Annotated in this window: 31 protein-coding genes; 17 read left to right on the top strand and 14 right to left on the bottom strand. The window is 67.9% G+C overall.

Annotation, left to right across the window (positions count from 1 at the left end):
- Window positions 1-10 precede the first annotated feature (10 nt).
- The 5 genes from dapC (at window position 11) to ABD301_RS32270 (ending at window position 3792) form a co-directional block, all read left to right on the top strand.
- Complete coding sequence (gene dapC / locus ABD301_RS32290) at window positions 11-1096, top strand: succinyldiaminopimelate transaminase (RefSeq protein ID WP_344314145.1); 1086 nt, start codon at window positions 11-13, stop codon at window positions 1094-1096.
- Between the two features lie 175 nt (window positions 1097-1271).
- A complete protein-coding gene (locus tag ABD301_RS32285) occupies window positions 1272-1547 on the top strand; it encodes a GlsB/YeaQ/YmgE family stress response membrane protein (protein ID WP_344314051.1) in 276 nt (91 codons plus the stop codon).
- Window positions 1548-1668: 121 nt separating this feature from the next.
- On the top strand, window positions 1669-1965 hold the full coding sequence (locus tag ABD301_RS32280) for a DUF397 domain-containing protein (protein ID WP_344314050.1): 297 nt from the start codon (window positions 1669-1671) through the stop codon (window positions 1963-1965).
- Between the two features lie 243 nt (window positions 1966-2208).
- Complete coding sequence (locus ABD301_RS32275; RefSeq protein WP_163570715.1) at window positions 2209-2862, top strand: AAA family ATPase; 654 nt, start codon at window positions 2209-2211, stop codon at window positions 2860-2862.
- Window positions 2863-3288: 426 nt separating this feature from the next.
- Window positions 3289-3792: a GNAT family N-acetyltransferase gene (locus ABD301_RS32270; RefSeq protein ID WP_344314144.1), complete on the top strand. Its 504-nt coding sequence runs from the start codon at window positions 3289-3291 to the stop codon at window positions 3790-3792.
- On the opposite strand, the gene ABD301_RS32265 is transcribed toward ABD301_RS32270, so the two are convergent.
- From ABD301_RS32265 to ABD301_RS32235, 7 genes are all read right to left on the bottom strand, one after another.
- Window positions 3789-4874 carry a threonine aldolase family protein gene (locus tag ABD301_RS32265; protein WP_344314049.1) on the bottom strand — a complete coding sequence of 362 codons (1086 nt, stop codon included), beginning with the start codon at window positions 4872-4874 and terminating at the stop codon, window positions 3789-3791. The two genes, ABD301_RS32270 and ABD301_RS32265, sit on opposite strands and share 4 nt — an antisense overlap.
- Before the next feature lie 17 nt (window positions 4875-4891).
- Window positions 4892-5449, bottom strand: coding sequence for a hypothetical protein (locus ABD301_RS32260; protein ID WP_344314048.1), 558 nt, complete (start codon window positions 5447-5449; stop codon window positions 4892-4894).
- 174 nt (window positions 5450-5623) lie between these two features.
- Complete coding sequence (gene dapD, locus ABD301_RS32255) at window positions 5624-6625, bottom strand: 2,3,4,5-tetrahydropyridine-2,6-dicarboxylate N-succinyltransferase (RefSeq protein ID WP_344314047.1); 1002 nt, start codon at window positions 6623-6625, stop codon at window positions 5624-5626.
- A 127-nt stretch (window positions 6626-6752) separates the two neighbouring features.
- Window positions 6753-7391 (bottom strand): hypothetical protein, encoded by a 639-nt coding sequence (locus ABD301_RS32250; RefSeq protein ID WP_344314046.1) that lies wholly within the window; start codon window positions 7389-7391, stop codon window positions 6753-6755.
- Entirely contained in the window at window positions 7388-7975 is a 588-nt protein-coding gene (locus tag ABD301_RS32245; protein WP_163570699.1) for an RNA polymerase sigma factor, read from the bottom strand. Before ABD301_RS32245 ends, ABD301_RS32250 begins: the two co-directional genes overlap by 4 nt.
- Window positions 7976-8046: 71 nt before the next feature.
- Complete coding sequence (locus ABD301_RS32240) at window positions 8047-8700, bottom strand: response regulator (protein ID WP_163570698.1); 654 nt, start codon at window positions 8698-8700, stop codon at window positions 8047-8049.
- Window positions 8673-9926: a sensor histidine kinase gene (locus tag ABD301_RS32235; RefSeq protein ID WP_279581678.1), complete on the bottom strand. Its 1254-nt coding sequence runs from the start codon at window positions 9924-9926 to the stop codon at window positions 8673-8675. Before ABD301_RS32235 ends, ABD301_RS32240 begins: the two co-directional genes overlap by 28 nt.
- 177 nt (window positions 9927-10103) lie before the next feature.
- Here ABD301_RS32235 and ABD301_RS32230 point away from each other — a divergent pair, with 177 nt between their 5' ends.
- Both ABD301_RS32230 and ABD301_RS32225 read left to right on the top strand, forming a co-directional pair.
- A complete protein-coding gene (locus ABD301_RS32230) occupies window positions 10104-10718 on the top strand; it encodes a class I SAM-dependent methyltransferase (RefSeq protein WP_163570695.1) in 615 nt (204 codons plus the stop codon).
- Window positions 10715-11365 carry a DedA family protein gene (locus ABD301_RS32225; protein ID WP_344314045.1) on the top strand — a complete coding sequence of 217 codons (651 nt, stop codon included), beginning with the start codon at window positions 10715-10717 and terminating at the stop codon, window positions 11363-11365. Before ABD301_RS32230 ends, ABD301_RS32225 begins: the two co-directional genes overlap by 4 nt.
- A gap of 25 nt (window positions 11366-11390) precedes the next feature.
- Here ABD301_RS32225 and ABD301_RS32220 read toward each other — a convergent pair whose 3' ends face one another.
- A complete protein-coding gene (locus ABD301_RS32220; RefSeq protein WP_279581677.1) occupies window positions 11391-11990 on the bottom strand; it encodes a TetR/AcrR family transcriptional regulator in 600 nt (199 codons plus the stop codon).
- A gap of 11 nt (window positions 11991-12001) precedes the next feature.
- On the bottom strand, window positions 12002-12688 hold the full coding sequence (gene atpB, locus ABD301_RS32215; protein ID WP_163573806.1) for a F0F1 ATP synthase subunit A: 687 nt from the start codon (window positions 12686-12688) through the stop codon (window positions 12002-12004).
- A gap of 210 nt (window positions 12689-12898) precedes the next feature.
- On the opposite strand from atpB, the gene ABD301_RS32210 reads away from it, so the two are divergent.
- The 4 genes from ABD301_RS32210 (at window position 12899) to ABD301_RS32195 (ending at window position 16990) form a co-directional block, all read left to right on the top strand.
- Window positions 12899-13594 carry a VOC family protein gene (locus tag ABD301_RS32210; protein WP_344314044.1) on the top strand — a complete coding sequence of 232 codons (696 nt, stop codon included), beginning with the start codon at window positions 12899-12901 and terminating at the stop codon, window positions 13592-13594.
- A gap of 10 nt (window positions 13595-13604) precedes the next feature.
- On the top strand, window positions 13605-14663 hold the full coding sequence (gene dapE / locus ABD301_RS32205; protein ID WP_344314043.1) for a succinyl-diaminopimelate desuccinylase: 1059 nt from the start codon (window positions 13605-13607) through the stop codon (window positions 14661-14663).
- A gap of 782 nt (window positions 14664-15445) precedes the next feature.
- The gene (locus ABD301_RS32200; protein WP_163573804.1) at window positions 15446-16267 is read left to right on the top strand and encodes a TIGR00730 family Rossman fold protein; all 822 of its coding nucleotides are present in this window, start codon (window positions 15446-15448) and stop codon (window positions 16265-16267) included.
- Window positions 16268-16990 carry a pyrimidine reductase family protein gene (locus tag ABD301_RS32195; protein ID WP_344314042.1) on the top strand — a complete coding sequence of 241 codons (723 nt, stop codon included), beginning with the start codon at window positions 16268-16270 and terminating at the stop codon, window positions 16988-16990. It abuts the gene before it with no gap.
- Between the two features lie 20 nt (window positions 16991-17010).
- On the opposite strand, the gene folP is transcribed toward ABD301_RS32195, so the two are convergent.
- The gene (folP, locus tag ABD301_RS32190; protein ID WP_163573803.1) at window positions 17011-17871 is read right to left on the bottom strand and encodes a dihydropteroate synthase; all 861 of its coding nucleotides are present in this window, start codon (window positions 17869-17871) and stop codon (window positions 17011-17013) included.
- Window positions 17872-18091: 220 nt separating this feature from the next.
- Between folP and ABD301_RS32185 the strand changes: the two genes are divergently transcribed.
- Together ABD301_RS32185 and ABD301_RS32180 are read left to right on the top strand one after the other, a co-directional pair.
- Window positions 18092-18439 (top strand): DivIVA domain-containing protein, encoded by a 348-nt coding sequence (locus ABD301_RS32185; protein ID WP_163573802.1) that lies wholly within the window; start codon window positions 18092-18094, stop codon window positions 18437-18439.
- Window positions 18432-19016: a DNA-3-methyladenine glycosylase I gene (locus ABD301_RS32180; protein WP_163573801.1), complete on the top strand. Its 585-nt coding sequence runs from the start codon at window positions 18432-18434 to the stop codon at window positions 19014-19016. The genes ABD301_RS32185 and ABD301_RS32180 overlap by 8 nt, the downstream gene beginning before the upstream one ends.
- Window positions 19017-19022: 6 nt before the next feature.
- Here the strand turns inward: ABD301_RS32180 and ABD301_RS32175 are convergent, their stop codons facing one another.
- On the bottom strand, window positions 19023-19817 hold the full coding sequence (locus ABD301_RS32175; protein ID WP_344314041.1) for an enoyl-CoA hydratase/isomerase family protein: 795 nt from the start codon (window positions 19815-19817) through the stop codon (window positions 19023-19025).
- A 262-nt stretch (window positions 19818-20079) separates the two neighbouring features.
- On the opposite strand from ABD301_RS32175, the gene ABD301_RS32170 reads away from it, so the two are divergent.
- Window positions 20080-20247 (top strand): DUF3117 domain-containing protein, encoded by a 168-nt coding sequence (locus ABD301_RS32170; protein ID WP_163573807.1) that lies wholly within the window; start codon window positions 20080-20082, stop codon window positions 20245-20247.
- A gap of 63 nt (window positions 20248-20310) precedes the next feature.
- Here the strand turns inward: ABD301_RS32170 and ABD301_RS32165 are convergent, their stop codons facing one another.
- Window positions 20311-21198 (bottom strand): DNA-3-methyladenine glycosylase family protein, encoded by an 888-nt coding sequence (locus ABD301_RS32165; RefSeq protein ID WP_344314039.1) that lies wholly within the window; start codon window positions 21196-21198, stop codon window positions 20311-20313.
- On the opposite strand from ABD301_RS32165, the gene ABD301_RS32160 reads away from it, so the two are divergent.
- The gene (locus tag ABD301_RS32160; protein ID WP_344314038.1) at window positions 21197-21379 is read left to right on the top strand and encodes a hypothetical protein; all 183 of its coding nucleotides are present in this window, start codon (window positions 21197-21199) and stop codon (window positions 21377-21379) included. The genes ABD301_RS32165 and ABD301_RS32160 overlap by 2 nt on opposite strands.
- A 753-nt stretch (window positions 21380-22132) precedes the next feature.
- Here the strand turns inward: ABD301_RS32160 and glgA are convergent.
- Window positions 22133-23293 (bottom strand): glycogen synthase, encoded by a 1161-nt coding sequence (gene glgA, locus ABD301_RS32155; RefSeq protein WP_344314037.1) that lies wholly within the window; start codon window positions 23291-23293, stop codon window positions 22133-22135.
- A gap of 24 nt (window positions 23294-23317) precedes the next feature.
- Between glgA and glgC the strand changes: the two genes are divergently transcribed.
- Window positions 23318-24538 (top strand): glucose-1-phosphate adenylyltransferase, encoded by a 1221-nt coding sequence (gene glgC / locus ABD301_RS32150; RefSeq protein ID WP_344314036.1) that lies wholly within the window; start codon window positions 23318-23320, stop codon window positions 24536-24538.
- On the top strand, window positions 24535-24846 hold the full coding sequence (locus ABD301_RS32145) for a hypothetical protein (protein WP_163573797.1): 312 nt from the start codon (window positions 24535-24537) through the stop codon (window positions 24844-24846). The genes glgC and ABD301_RS32145 overlap by 4 nt, the downstream gene beginning before the upstream one ends.
- Before the next feature lie 4 nt (window positions 24847-24850).
- On the opposite strand, the gene ABD301_RS32140 is transcribed toward ABD301_RS32145, so the two are convergent.
- Window positions 24851-25498 carry an O-methyltransferase gene (locus ABD301_RS32140; protein ID WP_163573796.1) on the bottom strand — a complete coding sequence of 216 codons (648 nt, stop codon included), beginning with the start codon at window positions 25496-25498 and terminating at the stop codon, window positions 24851-24853.
- Window positions 25499-25562 lie beyond the last annotated feature (64 nt).

Genomic DNA, 25562 nt, shown 5'->3' with positions numbered 1-25562 from the left:
CGGCCGGGCCATCGAGCTCCCCGACTTTCCGTGGGACCGCCTCGCGCCAGCCAAGCGCACCGCGGCGGTCCACCCGGACGGACTGGTTGACCTCTCCATCGGTACGCCTGTCGACCCGACGCCTGTCGTCGTACAGCGGGCGCTAGCGGCGGCCGCGGACGCTCCCGGTTACCCGACCACCATCGGTTCGCCGGAGCTGCGTGCGGCGATGGCCGCCTGGTGCACCCAGCGGCTCGGTGCCGCGGTGGGCATCGATGGGGTGCTGCCCAGCATCGGTTCCAAGGAGCTGGTCGCCTGGCTGCCCACGCTGCTCGGCGTCGGCGCTGGTGACACGGTCGTCGTGCCGGAGTTGGCCTACCCCACTTATGACGTGGGCGTACGTCTCGCGGGCGCCGAGTTGGTACGTGCCGACAGCACGACGGCTCTTGGCCCCCGGTCGCCCGCCCTGGTCTGGATTAACTCGCCGTCCAACCCGACAGGTCGAGTGCTGCCGCCCGAGCACCTGGCCAAGGTGGTCGCGTGGGCCCGCGAGCGCGACGCGATCGTGGTGTCGGACGAGTGTTATATCGAGCTGGGTTGGGAAACAGAGCCGGTCAGCGTGCTGCACCCGGACGTGTGTCACGGCGACCACCACGGTGTCCTCGCAGTGCACTCGCTCTCCAAGCGCAGCAACCTCGCCGGCTACCGGGCCGGTTTCGTGGCCGGTGACCCGGCACTTATCAAGCGATTGCTAGAAGTCCGCAAGCATGCCGGCATGATCGTCCCCGCCCCCGTACAAGCCGCCATGGTCGCCGCCCTCGGCGACCAGGAGCACGTCGCTGAGCAGCGCGAACGTTATCGCCGGCGACGCGAGGTGCTGCGAGCGGCGATCGGCGCCGCCGGGTTCACCGTCGAGCAGTCCGACGCCGGCCTCTACCTGTGGGCGACTCGCGGCGACGACTGCTGGGCGGCCGTCGACTTCCTCGCCGAGCGCGGGATCCTGGTCGCGCCGGGCGAGTTCTACGGCCCAACGGGCGGCCGGCACGTACGCATCGCCCTCACCGCCACCGATGAGCGGGTCGACGCGGCCGCGGCCCGGCTGACCGCGCAGAAATAAGTCAGGTTCTCACCAAGGCCCGGTGAGCTGCGAATACTGTTCACCCAGGTGACCGACTGGTCAGTCAATCCCGGACGTACTACGCATAACGGGCCATCGCTCGAGGGGCGAGCCAACGCGGTAAGCGGTACAACTATCGCGAGGGCACATCGCCGGCTCGCAGAGGGGGCACGTCATGTGGACAATCATCACGACGATCATCGCCGGGGCGATCATCGGAGTTCTGGCACGGCTGGTCATGCCGGGTAGGCAGGCCATGCCGTGGTGGCTGACCGTCGTCGTCGGCGTGGTGGCAGTGCTGATCGGCTACTTCATCGCCGGACTCTTCCACGTTGCCAGCACGCCAGGTGTCGACTGGATCCGCTGGGGAATCTCGCTCGTCGTCTGCATCATCCTGGTCGGCCTGACGGCCGCGCTCTATCCACGAATCCGCGGTGGCTCTACCGCCTGACCGCTCGGCTTTGCCCTCGACGAACCATCGACTCAGTTGCTGGTTCGTCGGGGGCTTTTTCATGCTTGAAGGATGGATGCCTGGTACGCATTCATCGCCGCCGAGCCGGTAGATTTGTCCTGTGACCGAAGCAGAACCGCAGCCCGAGATCAAGATCCAGCCGGACCTGACGAACGCCGTCTGGCAGAGCGCCGAAGGCGACGACGCCGACCCCGACCAGAGCCGCGTGGAGATCGCGTTCGTCGAGGACAAGATCTGCATGCGCAACGGCGCAGAGCCGGACGGTCCGGTGCTGACCTTCACTCAGGCCGAGTGGGACGCCTTCGTGTTGGGCGCCAAGGACGGCGAGTTCGACCTCGACGAGGACGGCAACCTCCCACCCCTGCCCCCACAAAAGTCCGCCGACCCCGCCTCTTGACCCTGCCAAACCTGCCAGTCGCGGGAGGTAATCCTGGGAGACCAGGACGAAGCGAGGCCGACCCCTGCTGAGTCTGTCGCGTACGTCGACGCGTCCCTCCGGGCCTAAGGTTTGGAACCTGCCCCCGAGGCGGTCGCTGACGGCGAGGCGCTGGTGCGTTAGAGTCGGTCGGTAGGCCGTTTGGTGCGGCCGCCGCTGTTGAGGGTTCCTCCAGCGTAAATCCCAATTCTGTCCGCTCCCGCAATGTCGGGTCCACAGTGCTGGGTGCACGACGCTGGGCGGCGGGCGGCCTCGCCGAACGGATGTGCCTTGATCGACAAAACAGCTGACGTAGCAACGAAAGACCCGGATCGGTTGGTGGTCGTCACCGGCGGGCCGGGGGCTGGGAAGACGACGTTGATCGAGGCGTTGGGCCGGCGAGGCTTTGGCATCACCGAGGAGGCCGGGCGGGCGATTATCCGGGAGCAGGTGGCGATCGGCGGCCTGGCATTGCCGTGGGACGACACCGCACTGTTCGCCGAAATCATGCTGACCTGGGAGTTGCGGTCATATCGTGGCGCTGAGCGCGATCCGGCCCGGATCGTGTTCTTCGATCGCGGGGTGCCGGATCTCGCCGGATATCTGCGCCTCCTGCGGCGTCCGGTTCCGGCCCATTTCGAGGCCGCCATCAGGAAATTCCGGTACCACCGGAAAGTCTTCGTCGCGCCACCCTGGGCGGCGATCTACGCCCAGGACTCCGAGCGTAAGCAGACTTTCGCAGAAGCTCAGCGGACGTACGAAGCGATCATTGGTGCGTACGCGGATCATGGCTACGATCTTGTTGAGCTGCCACTGGTCCCGGTCGGGGAAAGAGCTGACTTCGTCTTGACGCACCTCGCGGCCGCGTGGCCGTCATGACGGCGACGCGACTCCGCCAAGGTGGGCAGCCAGTTTTGGGGCGATCCACGGCCGAATCTTCGGCAAGGTTTACCCGTGGGCCGGGCAGGTTCGTACGATCGAGATTGCCAAGGGCAGCACGCAGTTCATGCCGCACACGATGATCCCGCGGGCGGCCGACTATCTTTTCGGCCAGATCCGCGACCAGAATTTCCGCGTGAGATGGACCGCGACCAGTTTGTCGCGGACGCCTGTGCCCCAGCATGACCCAGGTCAGCGGCCGAGCGCTGACTGCGACAGGTACCACAACGCGAGGCGCGGACCGCGGGGCCCGAAGAAGTAGATAGCTGGCAGGGAGATCAGCCGGCAGGCCAGCGATAGAGTCGAGTTTGTCTTACGCACTTGCCGGCTGTGTCGTCGTCCCGACGGGGGGAGTGTCCGTTGTTGGTGGTTGAGTTGCGGCAGTGCCGGGCCGCGGATGTCGAGCTGTTGGAGAAATATCATCCCGGTCCCGGACGGACCAAGGTGAACGAGATGCGGTTTGGCCGTCAGGAGCAGGGCGTCGGCACGTTTCTGGTCGCCTGGTTGGACGACGTTCCGACCGGCTCCGGCGAGATTCGGTGGGAGGGCTGTGAAGCGCCGGAGGTCCTGCGGCGTTTTCCGGACTGCCCTGAAATCAACGGCCTGACCATCTGGCCGGCCGAGCACCGGTCGCAGGGCATCGGCAGCCAGTTCATCCGGGCCGCCGAGGCTCTCGCCGTCGAGCGCGGTTTCGACCGGATCGGCCTCGGGGTGGATGACGACAATCCAGCCGCCGCCGCGCTCTATCTTCGGATCGGCTACCAGGACGTGGACTGCCGGTATTTGGACCGATACCACTACCTTGACGACGACGGGGTCCGGCACGAGGTCGCCGATCCGGCCCGCTTCCTGGTGAAACACCTGGGCTAGCTGGCGCGGTCGACGAGTTCTTGGAGGGTGTCGGCGATTTCGCCGGGTTTCCAGCCCAGGGTCGCCTCGCCGACGCTGATCTCGGTTTTCGACCAGCCGGGGACCACCGTCGGACCCCACCAGAAGGTGGTGGTCTTCTTCTCTGCCGCGTACGCGACGGTGGCTTCGTCCAGGCGATCGGAATCGGCGTCGACGTAGACGGCGAAGCCGTTGGTGTGGACGGGATTCGGGTTGACGCGTACGCGCGGAAGTTCGGCGAGGCGGGCAGCCAGTTTTTGGGCGTACGAGACATAAGTCGGCACCCGCGGCAGGTATTCGTCGAGTCCGCGCAGTGCGCCCAACACGGCTGGATATTGTGCGAACAGCGTTCCGCCGTGGCGGCGCTGCCAACGGCGAGCCTGGGCGACAAAGGATGCCGGACCGACCAGGGCGGAGCCGGACATCGCGCCGAGGACTTTGTAGAACGACACGTAAACGCTGTCGGCGAGTCCGGCGATCTCGGCCAGCGAATGGCCCAGGTGTGCCGTGCTTTCCCACAATCTGGCACCGTCGACATGCAGACGCGCACCACGTTCTCCCACCGCCGCCGCGAAACCCGACAACTCGTCCCAGGTCGGCAGCTGGAAATCGGCCTCCCGCAACGGAAGCTCGACCACCACGCTGCCCAGCGGCTCCGCGACCGCGGCCAGGTCGTCGAGGGTGGGTTGGCGCGGTGCGTCGGTGAGAAAGCGCGGCCGGAGCCGGTGCAGTTCCCAGACCGCGCCGAGTTCGTGGACTTCCAGGTGGGTCAGCGGGTGCAGCCCGACCGTGTCACGGCCGGCCTGCTCCGCCCAGATCCGCAGCGCGATCTGCTGGGCCATGGTCCCGCTGGGCAGGAAAACCGCAGCCTCAGTGCCGAAAAGGTCGGCCAGCCGGCCCTCCAGCTCCTCGATCAGCTCGCCGGTGCCGTACGAGTCACGATCCCGCCCCCGCGCCCGGCTGGCAAGATCCGTCAGCTGGTCCGCCATCACGGTCGGCCCGTGCATCTGCAGGAACCGCTCGCTGGCCCGCCGAACCTCGTCCCGCCGCTGCCGAGTCACCATGGGCCGACACTAGTGTCCTAGGAGCCGACCTTTTCCAGGATTTTGCTGGCGAGCGCCTTCTGGGTCGGGATGAGGGTCTCGTCGTCGGACGGGCTGCTGTCCTTGCTGAAGCTGACCACGATCTCCAGCGTGCCGTGCAGCACGTGCAGTTCGTTGTTGGCCTTGATGAAATACGCCTGGTCGCCGATGCCGTCGACGGTCGTCGCCGCGCCGGGAGGGGAGAACTCCGCCTTGGTGGTGTGCTGGACACCGAGCAGCAGATGGCCGCCCTTGAGGCCCCACGCGCACTCCCGCTGCGAGTCGCCGTCCTTGTACGGCTGGGCGCCATTGCCGTTGCCGTCCGTGTCCACCGGCAGGGTGGTCAGCGAGGTGATGTCGGCGTCCGTGATGCCGTCGCACGGGTTGGGCAGCGGCGCGGACGCGGGTACCTGCGCGTTGGTGGCCGGGGCACTGGTGGCCGGCGCGGCCGTGACGCCCTTGGTCGGGCCGCAGCCGGCGATCGCCAGTGCGACCGCGCCGGCCAGCAGCGTGGTCGCGCCGGCGGTGGCCAGTCGACCGCGGTGGGCAGTCAGCATGAAATCTCCCTCATAGAGTGACCGAGAAATGCGAGGCTACCTGTCCGGTATTGCCCAGGCCTGTTGTGTTGACGCGGCCCGCGGGATCCAAAGTAGACAGGCGCAGCCAAAATCCGCATATCGCGGCCACTAAGGGAAAAATTCTCTATCCCTAACGTCGGCCCGTTCGGGCAGTTAGTTCGCGTGCAGGTCCTCGTTCAGTGCGATGCCTTCGCTGGTACGACTGCGGGCCTCGATCGCACCGGACTGCGAGTTCCGCCAGAACTGCAGACCCGAAACACCGGAAAGCTCGCGCGCTTTCACCACTCGGCCATCGGTCAGCAGGACTTTGGTGCCAGCGGTGATATAACAGCCGGCCTCGACGACGCAGTCGTCTCCCAGGGAAATGCCGATGCCGGCATTCGCGCCCAGCAGGCAGCGCTCGCCGACCCGTACGATTTCGGTGCCACCGCCGGAAAGTGTACCCATGATCGACGATCCGCCGCCGATGTCCGAGCCGTCGCCGACCACCACGCCAGCGGAAATGCGGCCTTCTACCATGGCGGCGCCAAGGGTGCCCGCGTTGTAGTTGACGAATCCCTCGTGCATAACAGTGGTGCCGTCAGCCAAATGCGCGCCCAGCCGCACTCGGTCGGCATCGGCGATCCGTACGCCGGAAGGCACCACGTAATCGGTCATGCGGGGGAATTTGTCGACGCCATAAACCTGCACCGCGATGCCTGCGGCCCGCAGCCGCAGCCGGGTCGTCTCGAATTTTTCCACCGCACACGGACCAATGCTCGTCCAGACCACAGTGGACAGCACGGTGAAGATCTTTTCCATCGACAATTCGCGTGGCGCGACCAACCGGTGCGAGAGCAGGTGCAGCCGCAGATAGGCGTCGTACGCGTCGGCCGGTGGGTTGGCGAGGTCCCGGACGTGGGTGACGACCAGGTCGCGGTGCACCCCGCGGCGCGGATCGGAGCCGAGCAGGTCGCCGGAGACGCCGAGCATCGCCTCGCCCTGCTCGTCGTCCAGCGCCACCGTGCCGCCGTCGCCGATGCCCAGCTGCTGCACCGGTTTGGGGTCCACCACCATGGAGGGGCTCGGATACCAGGTGTCGAGCACGGTCCCGGAGTTGGTCACGGTCGCGATGCCGATGCCCCAGGCACTGGCCGGAGATTCGCTCGAGGTCATACCCGTGAGCGTACGAGACCGCCCGCCACCTTCGGTCACCGCGCCATGTCCGCATGCCCGCATGCGTGCGTCCAAAGCACGCATGCGGGCATGCGGACAACGCGGCCGTACCGAGAGAGGGAACGGGCTACTTGAGCGGTGTGCTGCCGGATCCGTTGCCGTCGACGCGGACGGCGCCGCCGCCGGCGCCGGACTGTCCCGGTGGCGGGACCTTGATGTCGACCACGTGACACACCCCGACCGGGCCTTGGGCGATTCCCAGACCGATTCCGGAAACGTCGGCCGGCTTGCCGTTCGGGCCAGGAGCCACCCCGCCCTCGGTGGAGATCACCAGCGTCTGGCCCTTTCCAAGCTGATACCGGCCGATGGTGAAGGTGACGTGGTCTTGATCTATCCGCATGCTGGTGTACATCGAGCCGCTGGGAGCTGGCCGATACCAGTCGTCCGAGCATTTCTTGCCCAGCGGCAGATACTTCGCGACCGTCGGGACGCCAGCGGCGATCAGCTGGCGCTGCAGACCCTCGGCGTCACTGAGTTTGTTGATCGTGACACTTACTGAGCCGTCATTGTTTTTGTCCACAGCGAAAGCTGGCGTCGCGGTGGTTTCGATGACGGCGACCGCGCCGACCGCGATCAGTGCGGCGGCGACCCCGCCGACGACCAGTCGCGGCTTCCAGCCGAACCGGCGAGCCGGACCGGGGGTGGCGTTTTCGGCGACGATCTGACGCAGCTCGGTGAGCAGCCGTTCCTCGTACGTGTTCTTCATGACGATGCCTCCGACAGGATGGTGAGCTGTTCGGCGGTGGCGGGGGAGAGCCGTTCTTTGAGCGTTTGGCGGGCGCGGTGCAGTCGTACGCGCGCGGTCACTGGTCTTATGCCCAGGGCTTTCGCGGCTTCTTGTACGGCCAGACCGTCCAGTGCGACGAGCTCGAGCACGGCGCGTTCGGCTTCGGACAGCTCATCCATCGCGCGGTATAGCGCGCGTGTCCGTGCCTCGGCGTCGATGCGCTCCTCGAGTCGTACGAGGTCGTCGCCGTCGACCAGGGCTCGCCCGGCGACCCGGTTCCCGGCCCGCAACGCGCGGGCGGACCGGCGCCGTTCGGCGGCCATGACATTGCGGGCCACCCCATAAAGCCACCCGATCGGCTGGCCGCGGCTCGCGCGGTAAGTACGCGCCGAGTCGATGGCGGCCAGGAACACCTCCGCTGTCAGGTCGGCGGCGAGGTACGGGTCCTCGACGCGGCGGGCGACGAACCGCTGGATCGCCTCGACATGAGCGCGGTAGAAGGCTTCGAACGCGTCGGGATCGTGACCGATCCGGCTCACGTCCGGATCCGGTGGCTGACTCAAATGCTTTCCCCTTTCCCCTCCTTCTTACGTCCCCTCTTGGCTCGGCTGTTCGTACGCGTTACAGCTGGGCATTAGCGGGGGTCGGCTTGGAGGAAGGCGAGGACGGCCATCACCCGGCGGTTGTCGTCTTCGGACTGAGCGAGGCCGAGTTTGCCGAAAATATTGTTGATGTGCTTGCCGATGGCCTTCTCGGTGACGAAAAGGCGGCCGGCGATGGCGGCGTTGGAGCGGCCTTCGGCCATCAGTTCGAGGACTTCGCGCTCACGTGGGGTGAGTTGGCCGATCGGGCGGTCGGCGCGGTGCCGGGACAGCAGCTGGGAGATGACCTCGGCGTCCATGGCGGTGCCGCCGGCGGCCACCCGGCGGACCGCGTCGACGAACTGGTCGACGTCGGCGATGCGGTCTTTGAGCAGATAGCCGACCCCGCCGGCGTTGTCCGAGAGCAGCTCGCGGGCGTATAGCTGCTCGACGTACTGGGACAGGATCAGCACCGGCAGGCCCGGTTGTTCGCGGCGGGCCGCGATGGCGACCCGCAGGCCCTCGTCGGTGAGGGTGGGCGGCAGTCGTACGTCCACCACGGCCACGTCCGGGCGGTGCTGGCGCAGGGCCTCGGCCAACCGGGGGCCGGTGTCGACGGCGTCGACCACGTCGAAGTCGTTCGCGGTCAGCAGCCGGATCAGCCCGTCCCGGAGCAGGCTCAGGTCTTCGGCGATGACGACGCGCAAGGCAGCTCCATGATGACCTCGGTAGGCCCGCCGACCGGGCTGACGACCTCCAGTCTGCCGTCGAAGGCGGCCAGCCGCCGTCCGATGCCCGCCAACCCGCCGGAGTCGTCGGTGCCGGCGGGTTGCAGCGCCGCGCCACCACGGCCGTCGTCGCCGATGACCAGCCGCAGGGCACCGTCGAGGTAGCGCAGCCGGATCCAGCCTCGGGTCGCGTCGCTGTGTTTGGCCAGGTTGGTGAGCGCCTCGGCGGCGGCGAAGTAGAGCGCCGACTCGACCGGCGGCTCTGGCCGGGCCGGAATGATGATGTCCAGCCGGATGGGCACTGGGCACAGTAGCGCGGCGGCCTCGATGGCGCCGGCGAGGCCGCGGTCGGCCAGTACCGGCGGGTGGATGCCGCGTACGAGTCCGCGCAGGTCAGCGAGTGCCTGCTGGGCGGACGCGCGGGACGCGGACACCAGCTGCTTCGCGATCGCCGGGTTCTCGTCGATCGCCTTTTCGGCGAGCCCCAGGTCCATCGCGAGCGCGACCAGCCGGGCCTGCGCGCCGTCGTGCAGGTCCCGTTCGATCCGGCGCAGCTCGACCGACTGGGCGTCCACCGCGTCCGCGCGGGACGCGAACAGCTGACTGACCCGCTCGGTCAGCTCGGTCCGGCTGGACGGTGACAGCAGCCAGCGGCTGAAGGCGCACTGGGCGGCGGTCAGCCACGGCAGCAACCACCAGGTCGCCGCCACCAGAGCGCTGATCAACACCAGCCCGAGCATGTCCTGGGCAGGCCCGTTCCCCATCGCCGAGTCGAAGATGCTGTACGCGCTGATGAGCAGAGCAAGCGGCACCAGGCCCAGAGCCAGTGCGACCAGGGGTTGCAGGGCGAGCCAGCCGATGTCCCGCCAGGTGGCTGGATCCAGGGCCGCCGCCCGCAGACTGGCGAACATCCCGCGATCGAGGCCGCCGACGTACGGGCTGGCCAGCGGTCGCCCGGACAGCTGACCGGCCCAGCGACGCTGCAGCCTGGTCAACCGGCGAATGCCGAGCAGCGCCTCGTACAGGATCGGCAGCCCGACGCCAGCGATCGCGGTGACCAGCCCGATACCCGCCATGAGCAGGAAGAACAGGCCAACGAAGCCGGTGAACAGGTTCAGCCCGAGCCCGGCGAGCGCCCTCCCGCCCTGCCGCAGGCCCAGCCGGGAACCCGGCCCGACCGCAGAAGCGGGCACCTGCTCGGTCACCGTTCACCTCCCTCCCGTCGATCATGGCCCGGTGACCCGAATCGGCACAGTGGGGCTAACCCCACCACGAAAGGTAGGGAATCGCGCCACCAGCAGATGGGGCAGCACGATGGCGCCGTACCTGTCCAAATCGGCACGGTTGACGCAGGGGATGTCACGGATTCCGAGGAGGGCTCGATGACGAGCACGATCAATAGACCGAAGCATGACTGGCGGGTGTTCGCGGCCGCGGCGCTGCGGGAGCCGTCCCAGATGGGTACGTTCTTTCCCACCGGCGAGGCGTCGTCCGCGGCGCTGGCGCAGGTCGTACCGGGCAGCGGCGACCCGGTGGTGGTCGAGCTCGGGCCGGGCACCGGCGCGGTCAGCGACGTGATTTCGCGCCGGCTGGGAGGTCGCGGCCGGCACGTGGCGGTCGAGATCGACCCGACCCTGGTGGCCCATTTGCGGACCGCCAAGCCGGACCTGGAAGTTCTCCTTGGTGATGCCGCTGACCTGGGCAAACTGCTGGCCGACGCGGGCGTGGGCGCGGTCGATGCGGTGGTGTCGGCGCTGCCTTGGACGCTGTTCCCGGCGGCACTGCAGACGCAGGTCGTACGGCAGATCGCCGGTGTCCTGAGCCCCGGCGGGGCGTTCAGCACCATCGCGTACCTGTCCGGGGTGATGATGCCGCGAGGCCAGCGTTTTCGCCGCCAGCTGCGGCACGCTTTCGACGAGGTCGTGGTGACCAGCACGGTCTGGCGCAACCTGCCGCCGGCGCTGACCTACGTCTGCCGGCGGCCGGTGGTCCGGTGACCGGCCTGGTCGGATTCCTCAGCTCGCTGCAGGGCCCGGTCCTGCTGCTGGTCGCCGGCCTGCTGCTGATTCCGGAGTCGGGTCTCGCGATCGGATTCTTCCTGCCTGGTACGACCCTGCTGTTCGCACTGGGGTTCTGCGCCCACGCCGGGATGGTGCCCCTGGCGGCGGCGCTTGCGGCGGCCGCGGTCGGCGCCGTACTCGGGCCGCAGGTGGGCTATTTCCGCGGCCGCCGGCGGCGAGCGGTGCCGTCCCGGTGGTTGGCGCGGGTGCCGGCCGGGATCACCGAGCGGGTGCAGGGATATCTGGTCCGTCACCCGATGTTGTCCGTCGCCTGTGGACAGTGGCTGGTCAGCGCGCGGATGCTCACCCCGTGGCTGTCCGGCCGGTTGCTGCCCTGGCGCCGGTTCACCCTCGCCAACGTGCCGTCCGCGGTGCTGTGGGCGACCAGCCTGGTGACGCTCGGCTACCTGGTCGGCGTCGAGGTCACCCAGCGGCTGAACGTCGGCATGACCGTGGTCGGTGTCGTCGCTGTGGTCGCGGTGCTCGGGTTCGCGTTGGTACGAGCGCTCAAACCCGCAAACAGCGCCGGCTGCCGGCTCCCGTTCATCGTAAAAGCGCGGTCAGCGCCAGCCAGTGGTGGATGAGTTCCGCACTCGTACGCGGGACCGCTTAGGAACGAATGGCGTGGTCGAAGGTGGTGGCCAGTTCGCGGCCGTACGCGGTGAGGTCGAAGTCCGGGTTGAGCGTCAGCTCGGGGACCGCGCCATCGACGGCGGCCCGGATCGCGGTGGCCATCGCCTCCCGGTCGAAGCGGCGCAGGTCGCCGGACGCCTGGCCCTGGGCGAAAAGGTCGAGCAGCGCGGCCCGGCCTTGCGCGGCCTCGGGCCGACGCTGGTCGATCCGGGCGCCGGCCGCGGTGCGGTAGGTGAGGACGATGTCCCGGGACGCCCGTACGTGCACCGGATAGGCGGCGAAGAACTCGACGTTCGCCTCGATGAACGCCCGCACGATCGCTCGTACGCCGGTGAGACCTTTCAGACGCTCGCCGATGAACGCAGCGCCTAGCCGGTAGAAGTCGGCGATGACCTGCTCGACCAGGTCGTCCTTGTCGGCGAAGTGGTACGAGATCACCCCGCGACTGACGCCGGCCCGGCGGGCGATGGCGGCCAGCGAGGCGGCCGGGTAGCCGTTTTCGGCGATTTCCTCGACCGCGCACTGGACCATCTGGGCCCGCCGGGCCTGCTCGATGAACGTGCCGCGGTGTTGCACGGTTGCCGAAGCTACTCCTCGTCCAGTTGGAAGCCGAGATAGAGGATGATCAGCAGCGCGAAGATGACCGCCTGCAGGACCCCGACGAACAGGTCGAAGAGCTTCCAGAGGATCTCCGGCAGCCAGAACACGTAGATCGGCAGCAGCGCGATGATGCTGAGCATGATGCCGCCGGCGAACATGTTGCCGAACAGCCGCAGCGCCAGCGTGAAGGGGCGGGTCAGTTCCTCGAAGATCCAGATCGGTGCCATCCCCGGCTCGTGTCCTTTGGCGATGTCGACGGCCCAGCGCAGCACGCCTTTCTGTCTGATCGACACGACATGCACCACCACAACCGTGAACAGTCCGAGCGCGTAGGTCAGGTTCACGTCGGCGGTCGGGGCGGGCAGCAGGTGATTGGTCGGGATCACCTCCAGCCAGTTCGCCACCCAGATGAAGAAGAAGACGCTGACCGCTAGTGGCACGACGACCGGGGCCGTTTTGATGCCGATGTTCTCCCGGACCTGGTCCTGGATCTGGCCGACCACAGTCTCCCACAGCAACTGCGGCTTGGACGGCACGCCGCTGCGTGCCCGCCGGCCGATCAGCAGCCCGGACACGACGACGATCGCGCCGGCCACCAGCGTCGCGGCGATGGTGTCCAAGTTGAAGGTCATGCCCAGGAAGGTCGCCGTGACGTGCTTGCCGACCTCGATCATCCCTTTCACCTCCCGTTATACTGTCCGTACGAAAAATTGGCAGCATGGTATGAATTCTAGCAGGAGAGAATGTGTCAGACGTGTCCGCCATGATGAAATCGACCGCTAGACAAGGAGGCTTGGCATCATGGTGATCGCGAAGTTCATGGATCTCGTCGTCGATTCGGCGGATCCCGAGGTCATCGGGCAGTGCGGCGTGGTGCCGGCGATATGAGCCTCGCGAGTTTTCGTGCGCTGTGTCTGTACGCGACTGACGGTCGCGCGCTTGGCGAGTTCTGGGCGGCCGCGCTGCGCCGTCCGCTGTCCGCCGAGGGCTTCGTCGAGCTGCCGCTCAGCGCTGAGCTGCCACCGGGCCGGTTATGGGTCAACACCGCGGCCCAGCTGCCGGCAGACCAGAACCGGGTGCGGCTGGATCTTGTCGTACCAGACTGGGATCTGAAGCCGCTGCTGATGCTGGGCGCCGAGGTGCTGGACGACCCGTCCGACCCGGACGAGCCGTGGGCACTGGCCGACCCGGAGGGCAACGAATTCTCGCTGACTGTCGTACGCCGGCGCCTGACCACCATCAGCACGGTCACCGTCGACTGCCGCGAGCCCCGGGCGCTCGCCGCCTGGTGGGCCGATTTGATCGGCGGCCAGACCGGCAGCTCACGGTCCGGAGCGCGCGCATGGGTGGGTGGCGCGCCGAGCCTGCCCTGGGAAAGCTGGTGGTTCGAGGAGGAGCCCGAGCCCGGCAACGGGCCGAACCGCTGGCACTGGGATGTCGACCTGGCGCCGGGTATCGAGCCGTCCGCCCTGGTGGCGGCCGGTGCGACCGTGCTGCGACCGGCGGCCGGTGACCAGTGGTGGACGATCATGGCCGATCCGGAGGGCAACGTGTTCTGCGCTTTCCCGCCGGACCGCTAGCGTCAGAGGGGTGACTCTTGATCTGACTGCTGACCCCATCGCATTGACCCGGGCGCTCGTGGACATCGAGTCGGTGTCCGGCAACGAGCGCGAGCTCGCCGACCAGGTCGAGGCGGCCGTGCGGGCGCTTGGCCGCTTTGAGGTGCTGCGCGACGGCCAGGCGGTGCTGGCGCGTACGAACACCGGCAAGCCGCGCCGCATCCTGCTCGCCGGCCACTTGGACACCGTGCCGACCGCCGACAACGTGCCGTCCACAGTGGACGGTGATCGGATGTACGGATGCGGCACCTCGGACATGAAGTCCGGCGTCGCGCTGATGCTGCACGCGGCCGCGGTGCTGGCCGAACCGGCGTACGACCTGACGCTCGTTTTCTATGACTGCGAGGAAATCGAGTCCGATCGCAACGGCCTCGGGCGGATTTCTCGTACGCTCCGAGACTGGCTGGACTGCGATTTCGGGATCGTCCTGGAGCCGACCTCCGGCCAGATCGAAGGCGGCTGCCAGGGCACCTTGCGTGCAGTCGTAAGGACCACCGGCACGCGCGCGCACTCGGCTCGCTCGTGGCTCGGCTCGAACGCGATCCATGCGGCCGCCGAGATCCTGACCCGGCTGTCCGCGTACCAGCCACGGGTGGTGCCGATCGAGGGCTGCACTTATCGCGAAGGCCTGAACGCGGTCAACATCACCGGTGGCGTGGCCGGCAACATCGTGCCGGACGAGTGCGTCGTGACGGTCAACTACCGCTTCGCCCCCGACCGTGACGAGAAAGCGGCCGCCGCCCACGTCAAAGAGGTTTTCGACGGCTTCGACGTGGAAATCACCGACTCGGCGCCATCGGCCCCACCGGGCCTGTCCGCCCCGGCCGCGCAGGCCTTCGTGAGGGCGATCGGCGGCACCCCGGTGGCAAAATATGGCTGGACCGACGTGGGCCGGCTCGCCACTCTCGGCATCCCAGCCGTCAACTTCGGCCCCGGCGACCCGAACACGGCCCACAAACGCGACGAATACGTCGAGATGCCGAAGATCACCACCGCCGCCGAGGCCCTGGTGAGATTTCTCGCCGGGTAATTCCCTCGGGTGCGGCGCGAAATTGTCGTAGGTGTCTGTTTTTCTTTCCCCCTCCCTTTGAACGGGCGGGGGGTGGGTTGAGAGGTGGACTTTAATTTTTAGTTGGACATTGGTCCTCGAACCCGCCCCCCACCCGTCACTGGGTGGGGGTGATTTTTCGGGGTGGGTACGACAGTTTCGCGCCGCACCCTGTGCAGGTGGGTGGGTGGGAGCCCTTCGGGCGAAGCCTCAAGGAAGAACGGGGTCGACGGGTGGGCTGCGCCCGCCGACGGGGAGAGCGAACCAGCGTCACGTTTGTGGGGTGGTAAGACCTGGTGTGGGTGCGGCTTTTGACTGTGGGTGACCGGGTACTGGGTGGGGGTATGTCCGATTGGAACGCTGTTGCCCATTCTGGGGCCCAGGATGGGCAACAACGTTACAAACGGACATGGTGGGTGGCGATGTTCGCGGAATCTGGTTACTGGCGGTGAAAGTTGGTACCACCAGTCCCAATAAGAACGGCGGAATGCGGCTGACCGGACCAGTTCCCACATGTCGGGATTAGAGTCTCACACTCCAGGCTCAGCGTTACCCCTGCGACTCGAGTGACTCCTGAGCGCTCAACCACTCGCGAATGCAACGAAGCAGTGCGCAAAACGGACAAAACCTCGCCATGCCGTTACATCGCGCGTGGGTCGGCCTCGTCTAAACTGAGCGCTTCCAAGTTCGGCGGACGCGTACCGCGGGTGCGATGGCGGCCAGCTGATTGCCGGGGGTTTACCTGGGCTGTCTACCGTGGGGGTATGAGCGAGAACAACGGCTCCCGGCCGACCGGGCGTGGCGCGCAGCGCCAGCGTGGCCCGGTCACGCTGCGCCGGCACCACATCTCCGCCAGTACCACCGACCAGCGGCTGCTGGACAGCCGCGGTCCGACTGACTGGGTGCACACCGACCCGTGGCGGGTGTTGCGGATCCAGTCCGAGTTCGTGGAGGGCTTCGGCGCGCTGGCAGAACTGGGCAGCGCGGTCTCGGTGTTCGGTTCGGCGCGTACGCATGCCGACAGTCCCGACTACGAGATGGCCCGCCGGTTGGGCGCGGCCCTCGCGGCGGCTGGCTACGCGGTGATCACCGGCGGTGGCCCGGGCATCATGGAGGCCGCCAACCGCGGTGCCGTCGACGCCGGCGGCACGTCGGTCGGCCTCGGCATCGAGCTGCCGTTCGAACAGCACCTGAACGAATATGTCGACCTCGGCATCAACTTCCGGTATTTCTTCGCCCGCAAAACTATGTTCGTGAAATATTCGCAGGCTTTCTGTGTGCTGCCGGGCGGTTTTGGCACCATGGACGAGCTTTTCGAGGCGCTGACACTGGTTCAGACCCGCAAGGTGACCCGCTTCCCAGTCGTCCTTTTAGGACGGTCGTATTGGTCCGGTCTGATTGACTGGCTGCGGTCCACGATGCTCACTGACGGCAAGATCAACCCAGCCGACCTGGACCTGATCACCGTCACCGACGAGATCGACGAAGCCGTCCAGGTCATCGTGGATTCCGAGAAGCAGTTGGCCGGCACAGCGGACCCGCCGCCGTCCGGCGCGGACCCGACCGCCGAGCCGATCGAAGGCTAGATGCCGCCGAGCGACGACGAGCTCGAGCGCCTGTACGGGTATCCGCCGGACCGGCGCTGGCTGGCGATCAACTTCGTGTCCAGCGTCGACGGTGCGGTCGCGGTCAACGGCCGCTCGGCCGAGCTGTCCAATGCCGCCGACCGGCGGGTCTACCGGTTGGGGGCGGACCTGGCCGACGTGGTGTTGATCGGCGCCGGCACCGCGGTTGCCGAGCGCTATCGAGGCATCCGGCCGGACGAGATCGGCGTCCAGCGTCGGCGCCGCCACGGCCTGTCCGAGGTGCCGCCGGTCGCGGTGGTCACCACCGGGGTCTCGCTGCCGCCGGACGCGCTGGTCGTCACTGACGTACGAGTGCCGACGTACGTCCTCACCTGCGCGTCCGCCCCGTCCGACGTGCGCGCTGCCTGGGCAGCCGCCGGTGCCGAGGTGGTGTTGGCCGGGCAGGACAGGGTGGATCTCGCCGCCGCGTTGGCGGAGCTGGAGGGTCGCGGGCTGCGCCGGATCGCCGGCGAGGGTGGGCCGCACCTGTTCGGCTCGCTGCTGGCCGCCGGGCTGGTGGACGAGCTGCGGCTGACCGTGTCGCCCAAGCTGGTCAGCGGGGCCGCTGGCCGGATCGCGGCCGGCCCGCCGCTCTCACCGGCACCGGTACGACTGGCCTCCACCCTGACCGATGGCGACACAGTCCTGCTCCGCTACGTCTTCGACCGCGCCCAGTCTTCTTAAGGCGGTTGCCGGCGACGACATCAGGGCCGGTGGCGGGCCGGGGGACGGGTGCCTGCGATGGTGGCCACCATCTCGACGGTCTGCCGGGTTTCCCGAACCTGGTGGGCCCGGAACATGGCGGTGCCGTGATAGGCGGCGATCGACGTGCACGCGAGCGTACCCACCACCCGGTCGTCGATCAGCGCGTCCAGCGTCTCGCCGATGAAACCCTTGTTGGAGATGGCCATCAGCACCGGCCAACCGGTGTCGACCACTTTGCGCAGGTCTCGCAGCAACCTGAGGCTGTGCATGGTGTTCTTGCCGAAGTCCAGCGCCGGGTCGATCATCAGGCCCTCGCGCGGGACGCCCTTGGCGACCGCGGTCTCGGCGAGCCGGGTGCAGTCGTCGATCACCGCGGCGACCACGTCGTCGAACTGTGGGCGGTTGACCGGATACGTACGAGCGGGCAGCCCGTCGGTGTGCGAGCAGACGTAGCCGGCGCCGAACTGCGCAGCCACGTCGATGATCTCCGGGTCGTCGGCGGCCCAGTTGTCGTTGATCAGGTCCGCGCCGGCGAGGCACGCCTGCTCGGCCACCTCGTGCCGCCAGGTGTCCACGCTGATGACGAGGTCCGGGAACTGGTCGCGGGCCCACTCGATGGTGGGCACCACTCGCTCGATCTCCATCGCGACGGTGACCTCCGGGCCGGGCCGGGCCGACACCCCGCCGATGTCGATCACGTCCGCGCCGTCCTCGATCGCCTGCTTGATGGCCTGCTGGGCGACCTCCTCGGCGAAGGTGGCGCCCCGGTCGTAGAACGAGTCGGGCGTACGGTTGATGATCGCCATGATCAGCGCACGGTCGGCCGAGACGGCACGGCCGCGCAAGGTCAGCTCCGGCATGAGGTCCTTTCAGCTGGTTCACGTCGCGCGGCATCCGCCCACAGAGCCAGCCGGGCCGGCCGGGCCAGCCCGGAAGCCAGTCGGGAGCCGGCCGGGGCCGGCGCCGATGCCATCGGCACAACCTACGGAGTCTATCGGGATCCAGCCGGTACGTACCCGGCGTCGCGGTTTCCGCGCGCCCATGGCGCGGGGCGCTCCCGCCACATGACACCATGAAACCGTGGATGAAGTGCTTATCGCGGTCCTGGTGGCTGTCGTACTGGCCGGAGTGTTGTTCGCCGGGGCGGCGTTCACCATCGGTCGGACCCCCGGCATGGCCGACCCCGCGCCGGACATGGTGCCCACCTCGCTGCCCGACGACCGGCCGGCGACCGGCGCGGACGTGCACGCGCTCCGGTTCGACGTGGTGCTGCGTGGTTACCGGATGGCCCAGGTCGACGACGCGCTGACCCGGCTCGCGTACGACATCGACGTACGGGACACCCACATCCGCGCGTTGGAGGACGAGCTCAGCCAGTTGTCCGCGAGCTATCACCGGGTTGACGAGCAGGTCAGTGACGATGCCTGAGCTGCCGGTCGGGTTGGCGCTCGGCGAAGACGGGGTGGCGCGCTGCGCCTGGGGAAACTCGACCGCCGACTATCGGGCGTACCACGACACCGAGTGGGGCCGTGAGCTGCACGGCGACGACGCGATTTTCGAGCGGCTCAGCCTGGAGGCCTTCCAGTCCGGGCTGTCGTGGCTGACTATCCTGCGCAAGCGGGAGAACTTCCGGGCCGCCTTCGCCGGCTTCTCCCTCAAAGCGGTCGCCGACTTCGGTGACGACGACGTGCAGCGGCTGCTGACGGACACCGGGATCGTCCGCAACCGGGCCAAGATCCACGCGGCGATCCGCAACGCCCGGGCCGCGCTGGACCTGGAGACCGGGCTTTCGGACCACCTCTGGTCGTACGCACCGGACCCGCGGCCACCGCGGCCCGCGTCGGTGCACGATCAGGCAACGATCAGCGCTGAGTCAGTCGCGATGGCCAAGCAGCTGAAGAAGGCTGGCTTCGCGTTTGTCGGCCCGACCACGTGCTATTCGCTGATGCAGGCGACCGGCATGCTTGACGACCACGTCGCCGGCTGCCACGTGCCGACCCGCTGATTTCAGCTACTCACCGCGAAAGTTCGGTTGGCGTTTGGCGACGAACGCGGCGACGGCCTCGGCGTGGTCGGCCGTGGCACCCGCGGTCGCCTGGGCTTGCGCTTCCAGGGCGAGCGAGTCGGCGAGCGAATGGGTGGCCGAGAAAGCCAGGCTTCGCTTGATCTGCGCGTACGCGACCGTTGGCCCGGCGGCGATCCGGGCGGCGAACTGCTGCGCTGCCATAAGGACCTTGTTGTCGTCGTCCATCACCGTCGTCAGCAGCCCCAGCTCCAGCGCCTCGGCGGCCTCGACCTTGCGGGGCACCATCATCAGGTCAATGGCCTTGGCGTAGCCGACCAGCCGCTGCAGTGTCCACGAGGCGCCGGAGTCGGCGGTCAGGCCGATGTTGGCGAATGCCATCAGGAACGACGTGGACGGTCCGCCGAGGCGGAAGTCGGCGGCGTACGCGAAAGACGCTCCGGCACCGGCCGCGGTGCCACGGACCGCGGCGATCACCGGCTTGGGTGCCTGCGCCAGCGCGAGGGTGATCGGGTTGTAGTGGTCGGTCACTGTGGACAGTGGCGCCGGGTCCTTGGCCTCGATTAGCTGCAGGTGTTCACGCAGGTCCTGCCCGACGCAGAAGGCCCGGTCACCGGCCCCGGTGAGCACGATCGCCCGTACCGCCCGGTCCGCCGCGAGCTCGGTCAGCGCCTGCTTCAGCGCTTCCTTGAGCTCCAGGTTGAGGGCGTTCATTGCCTTGGGGCGGTTCAAAGTTACCGTCGCGACGGCCTCTGTGCGGTCGACGATCAGCGAGTCCGACACGGATTGTCCTTCCGGTGACTGCGGCGGTTGTCTGGCTCGTGGCCAGTGTCGACACTACCGGTGGAATTCGGTCCGACGCGCCGGCAATGATCCCCCGGTTTGGGACCGGCAGCCCTCATGCAGGAGAATAATGACCGTTGTCCCGTGGCCGGGCCGGCATTCCCGCAGCGTGCGCTGGCGCTGCAGGTTTCGCTGGTTGACCGCGGGCGGTTAGGGAGTGGCTGTCGTGTCGCGGCGGCCACCGGTCGAGGGGAGTTTCGACATGGCGGCCATGAAGCCGCGGACGGGTGACGGTCCGCTCGAGGTCACCAAGGAGGGGCGCGGCATCGTGATGCGCGTTCCGCTGGAAGGGGGCGGACGACTTGTCGTCGAGATGTCGGCCGACGAGGCGACCGACCTTGGTGAGGCACTGAAGAACGTCACCGGCTGAGACCGGTGCTGAATAGGCCCCGGCGACGCTCGCCGGGGCCTGTTCCGTGCCTGGGGAACGGGTTCAGGCCTTGTCATCCAGCCAGCCGAGGCCCGTACGGGTGACGTAACTCCAGACGCCGAACTGTTCGCCGTACCCGCGCCGCACGTCATCCGCGGTCCGCTCGTCGCCGTACACCGTGGCGACCGTGTCCGCGAACTGCCGCATCTGGATCGGCGGCCCGATCGGACGACCCAACACCCGCAGTCCGATGGCGCTCGCGGTGAACTCGCCGATCCCGTGGATCCGTAGCAGCGCGGCGTGCACCTCGTCGGTCGGCGCTTCCCGTAACCACGCCTCGCCGAGGTCGGTCACCCCGGCGATGGCGGCGGTCAGCCGCTCGGCTTGCTGGTCGTTCGCCGCATACGCCCGGAGCTCGCTGGCCGGCCGCCCGGCCAGGTTCTCCAGCGTCGGGAACGCGACGTGCTCGACCCCGTCGAGTGCCAGCCGCGGTCCGTACGCGACCGCCAGCCGTCTCTTGCGGCCAGCGGCCACCGCCTGCGAGGTCCGGTGGGTCAGCAGGAAATAACACACCCCCTCGGCCAGGCTGGCGAACCGCACTTGATGCAACCCCCGGGTGACCCGCAGGATGTCCGCCATCGGCGGATCCTTTTCGGCGATCGCGAGGAACGGCGTCGGGTCGTCGTCCAGCGACAGCCAGTCGGCGACGGTGCGGTGCACCCCGTCCAGCTCGCTCTCCTGGGCGCCGTGAACGGCCACCCGCACGCCCGTCCGCGACGGCGCCACCTCCACCACGACCGCGTGATCCGCGGCGCCCCGCCGCACCGCGAACGCCTTGCGCACCGTGTCGTCCACGACGAGCTGCTCGCCGGCCGCCGGCCGGAAATACGCCATCGCGCGCAGCGACTTGCGCAGGTCGAACGGCTGCTTCGCGGACAGGTCAACGGTCATGCCCTACATCATGGCCGTCCCGTACGACAACGCTCGCCCGCTGTGGCTCGCCGCCTCTCGCCGAGTGGCTCGAAAACCGTGTCAGTCGCCGGCCGCCACCGAAAACGTGACTTTGGACGCCGACCGCGACTCTCGCCGGGCGGGACTAGAACTGTGGCCCACCCGGACGTTCGCCCGATAAGTCCTTGCGTCCAGTGGCGGAGAATCTCCGTCTTTCAGCGGTGAGCGCCGGGATTTCTCCGTCCCTCACGAGGTGCGCCGGCGGTCGCCGGTCGGCGGCGTCCATGACGTGACTCACGAGGCACCGTAGGGCCCAGGAGTCACAACAGGCACCGTCAGCCGCCCGGTGCGGAACAATGTCCCGCAATCGACACCGAGCGCATGACAAAGTCCCACAGTCAGCATTCCGCAGGCCGATCCCGCGCCAGCCACCGACAAATCTGCCGCACCCGTCCAGCGGATGCGGCGCAAAACTGTCGTACCCACCCCGAAAAATCACCCCCACCCAAAACGGGTGGGGGGCGGGTAAGAGGAAAACTGACAACTAAAAATTAGTACGTCTGCCTCACACCCACCCCCCGCCCGTTCACTGGGTGGGGGCCTAGAAAACAGCCTGGGTACGACAATTTTGCGCCGCTACGGCGTGTCGCTGATGCCCGGACTCCGGAGCTGGCGAACACTCACCGTCACGTGATGAGGAGATTCCGCTCACCCGCTGCGATATTCGTTGTTGATCTTCGTTACTTCGCCTACCCAAAACGGACATGAGACCGAATTGTCGGGTTTGGGTGGGCAAAGTAACGAAGATCAACAACTTCAAGGCCCCGGCGCGGTGAAAATTTCACGCGGGCGCGTCCTCAAACCCACCCCCCACCCAAATCAGGGAGGGGGCTAGAAAACAGCATCGGTACGACAGTTTCGAGCCGCAGTGGGTCTATCGGAGTAGGGATTTGTAAACGGCGAGGGTTTGGTCGGCGATGATGTGCCAGCCGAATTCGCGGATGGCGCGGTCGCGGCCGGCGGCGCCCATTTCCTTGGCGCGGGTCGGGTCGTCCAGGAGGGTGTTGATGGCGGCGGCGAGCTCGCTCTCGTACGACGGGATGTCGGTGTTGTCGTAGTGCACCAACAGTCCGGTCTTCTCGTGGGCGACGACCTCCGGGATGCCGCCTACGTCGCTCGCGACGACAGCGGTGCCGCAGGAGGCGGCTTCCAGGTTGACGATGCCCAGTGGTTCGTAAATCGACGGGCACACGAAGGCGGTGGCGTGGGACAGCAGCCGTACGAGCTCCGGCCGTGGCAGCATTTCCTGGTGCCAGATCACACCGCCGCCGCGCGCGGCGGTCAGCGAGTCCACTTCGGACCGTACTTCGGCGGCGATCTCGGCGGTGTCCGGCGCGGAGGCGCACAGCACGATCTGGACGCCCGGACGAAGCTGGTGGCAGGCCGCGAGCAGGTGCGGCAGGCCCTTCTGGCGGGTGATCCGGCCGACGTAGATGACGTACGGCAGGTCCGGGTCCACGCCTAGCGCGCGTACGCCCTCAGGATTGTCGTCAGGGGCGTAGAAATCCGTGTCGACGCCGTTGTGGATGACGTGGATGCGCTCCGGTTTCACCTCCGGGTACGCCCCGCGGATGTCGCCGGCCATCCCGGCGCTGACGGCTATCACCGCGTCGGCGGCGGTGAACGCCACCCGCTCGGCCCAGCTGGACAGCGCGTACCCGCCGCCGAGTTGCTCCGCCTTCCACGGCCGGGACGGTTCCAGCGAGTGCGCGGTCACCACATGTGGGATGTCGTGCAGCAGGGCCGTCACGTGACCGGCGAGGCCTGTGTACCAGGTGTGCGAATGCACCAGATCGGTGGATTTGTCCACTGCTGCGGCCATCAGCATGTCCGTGCCCAGTGTCCGCAGTGCCGGGTTGGCGTCCAGCAGCTCGGCCGGTGGCCGGTGCGCGGTGGCGCCTTCCCGGTCCGGGCCCAGGCAGTGCACGTCGACATCGATCATCCGGGCCAGCTCGCGGACCAGGAAGTCCACGTGCACCCCGGCGCCGCCGTAAATGGTCGGCGGATATTCGTTGGTCAGCAATGCCAGCCGCATGGGGATCACACTAGGGTGCATTGCGTGGGCAACGGACAGTCGGTGTTGGGAATTGTGCTCGCGGGCGGCGAGGGGAAGCGGCTGATGCCGCTGACCGCGGACCGCGCGAAACCCGCTGTCCCGTTCGGCGGGCAATACCGGTTGGTCGACTTTGTGTTGTCCAACCTGGTCAATGCCGGTTTTCGGCGGATTTGCGTGCTGACCCAATACAAGTCGCACTCGCTGGACCGGCACATCACCCAGACCTGGCGGATGACCACGCTGCTCGGCGACTACGTCACACCCGTACCAGCGCAACAGCGGCTCGGCCCGCGCTGGTACACCGGCTCGGCGGACGCGATCTACCAGTCGCTGAATCTGGTGTACGACGAGAATCCGGACCATATTGTGGTTTTCGGCGCCGACCACGTCTACCGGATGGATCCGCGGCAGATGGTCGACGCGCACATCGAGTCCGGCGCCGGCGTGACCGTCGCCGGCATCCGGGTGCCCCGCGACCAGGCCAGCGAGTTCGGGGTCATCGACACCGCGCCCGACGGCCGTACGATCATCGGCTTCCTGGAGAAGCCGGCCGATCCGCCCGGTCTGCCGGACGACCCGAACAGCACTTTCGCGTCGATGGGCAACTACGTCTTTCGTACGGACGCGTTGCTGGAGGCCCTGCGGGCCGACGCCGCCGATCCGGGCTCGGCGCACGACATGGGCGCGAACATCATTCCGATGATGGTCCGCAAATCCGACGCCGAGGTCTACGACTTCGACCACAACGAGGTGCCCGGGGCGACCAGCCGGGACCGCGGCTACTGGCGCGATGTCGGCACCCTGGACTCGTATTACGAGGCGCATCTGGACCTGGTGTCGGTGCACCCGATTTTCAATCTCTACAACCGGCAGTGGCCGATCCTGACCAACCCGCCGCAACTGCCGCCGGCCAAGTTCGTGCTGTCCGGGACGGCCGCCGAGTCGATCGTGTCGACCGGCTGCATCATCCACGGGACGGTACGCAATTCGGTGCTCTCACCCGACGTACACGTCGCGGACGGCGCGACCGTGGACGACTCGGTTCTGATGCCGGGCGTACGCATCGGGCCGGGCGCTGTGGTGCGACGGTCCATTGTGGACAAGAATGTGTTGGTGCCACCGGGCGCCACTCTCGGGGTGGACCTGGCAACGGACCGGACCCGGCACCGGGTCACCGAGTCGGGCATCGTGGTGTTGGGGAAAGGGGAACGAGTCGAGCCGTGAGGCTGCCGTACGACTCTCTCAGTGTGGGCACCCGCAGTGTCCGGTTCGGGCTCATCTGCGCGGGCGTGGCCGCCGCCATCGTGGTCCTGGAATTCCTCCGGCTGGCGACCAGCGGCAGCTCGACCGACATGATGGTCACTCTCGTCGACGGATTCCTTTGCGGGATCTCGGCGGCGCTGTCGCTGCTCGGTCTGGTGCTGATCGGCTATGGCATGTTCCGGGGCGCCCCGCGCCGGCCGGCGATCATCGGGTTGCTGCTGTGCTGGCTGGTACTGACCGGCCTGCTCGGCTTCCTGCTCGCCACCTGACCCGTCAGGCGCGGTGGCCGAGCGTGGCGACCAGCAATCCGTCGCCGACCGGCAGCAGCGCGGCGGCGAGCCGGTCGTCGTCGCGGACCGCGGCCGCGATGCCGCGCATGGCGACCGCCTCCACGTCCCGGGCACCGACATCGGCCGTACGCCCATCGGCCAGCGCGTTGTTGATCGCCAGCACTCCGCCGGCGCGCAGCAAGCGCAGTGCCTGGTTCAGGTATTCCGGGTAGCTGGTCGGATCCGCGTCCACGAACACCATGTCGTACGAGCTGTCCGCGAGTCGCGGCAGCACCTCGGTGGCGCGCCCGTTGATCAGCCGGAACCGGCCCGGCGGGATGCCCGCGTCGGCGAACGTCTGGCGGGCCAGCTGCTGATGCTCGGATTCGGTGTCGATGCTGGTCAACACCCCGCCAACGGCGAGGCTGCGGAGCAGCCACAGCCCGCTGACGCCGGTCCCGGTGCCCACCTCGACCACCGCCCGCGCCGCGACCGTGGTGGCGAACAGCCGCAACGTCGCCCCGGCCCCGGGCCCGACCGCCCGGCAGCCCACCTCGGCGGCCCTGCCGCGAGCCGCGCCCAGCACCGCGTCCTCGCCGACGAAACCCTCGACGAAGTCGATGCTGTCGGCGATCGTGGTGACCGACTGCACCCAACCGGCGATGGCACACCTCCCGCGTCCTGTCGCTGGCCGCGGAAAGTCGCGGCTGAGCTGC

It is taken from the genome of Fodinicola feengrottensis (assembly GCF_039530045.1).
GTDB classification, from domain to species: domain Bacteria; phylum Actinomycetota; class Actinomycetes; order Mycobacteriales; family HKI-0501; genus Fodinicola; species Fodinicola feengrottensis.
This window is presented reverse-complemented; position numbering and strand designations above follow the sequence as displayed.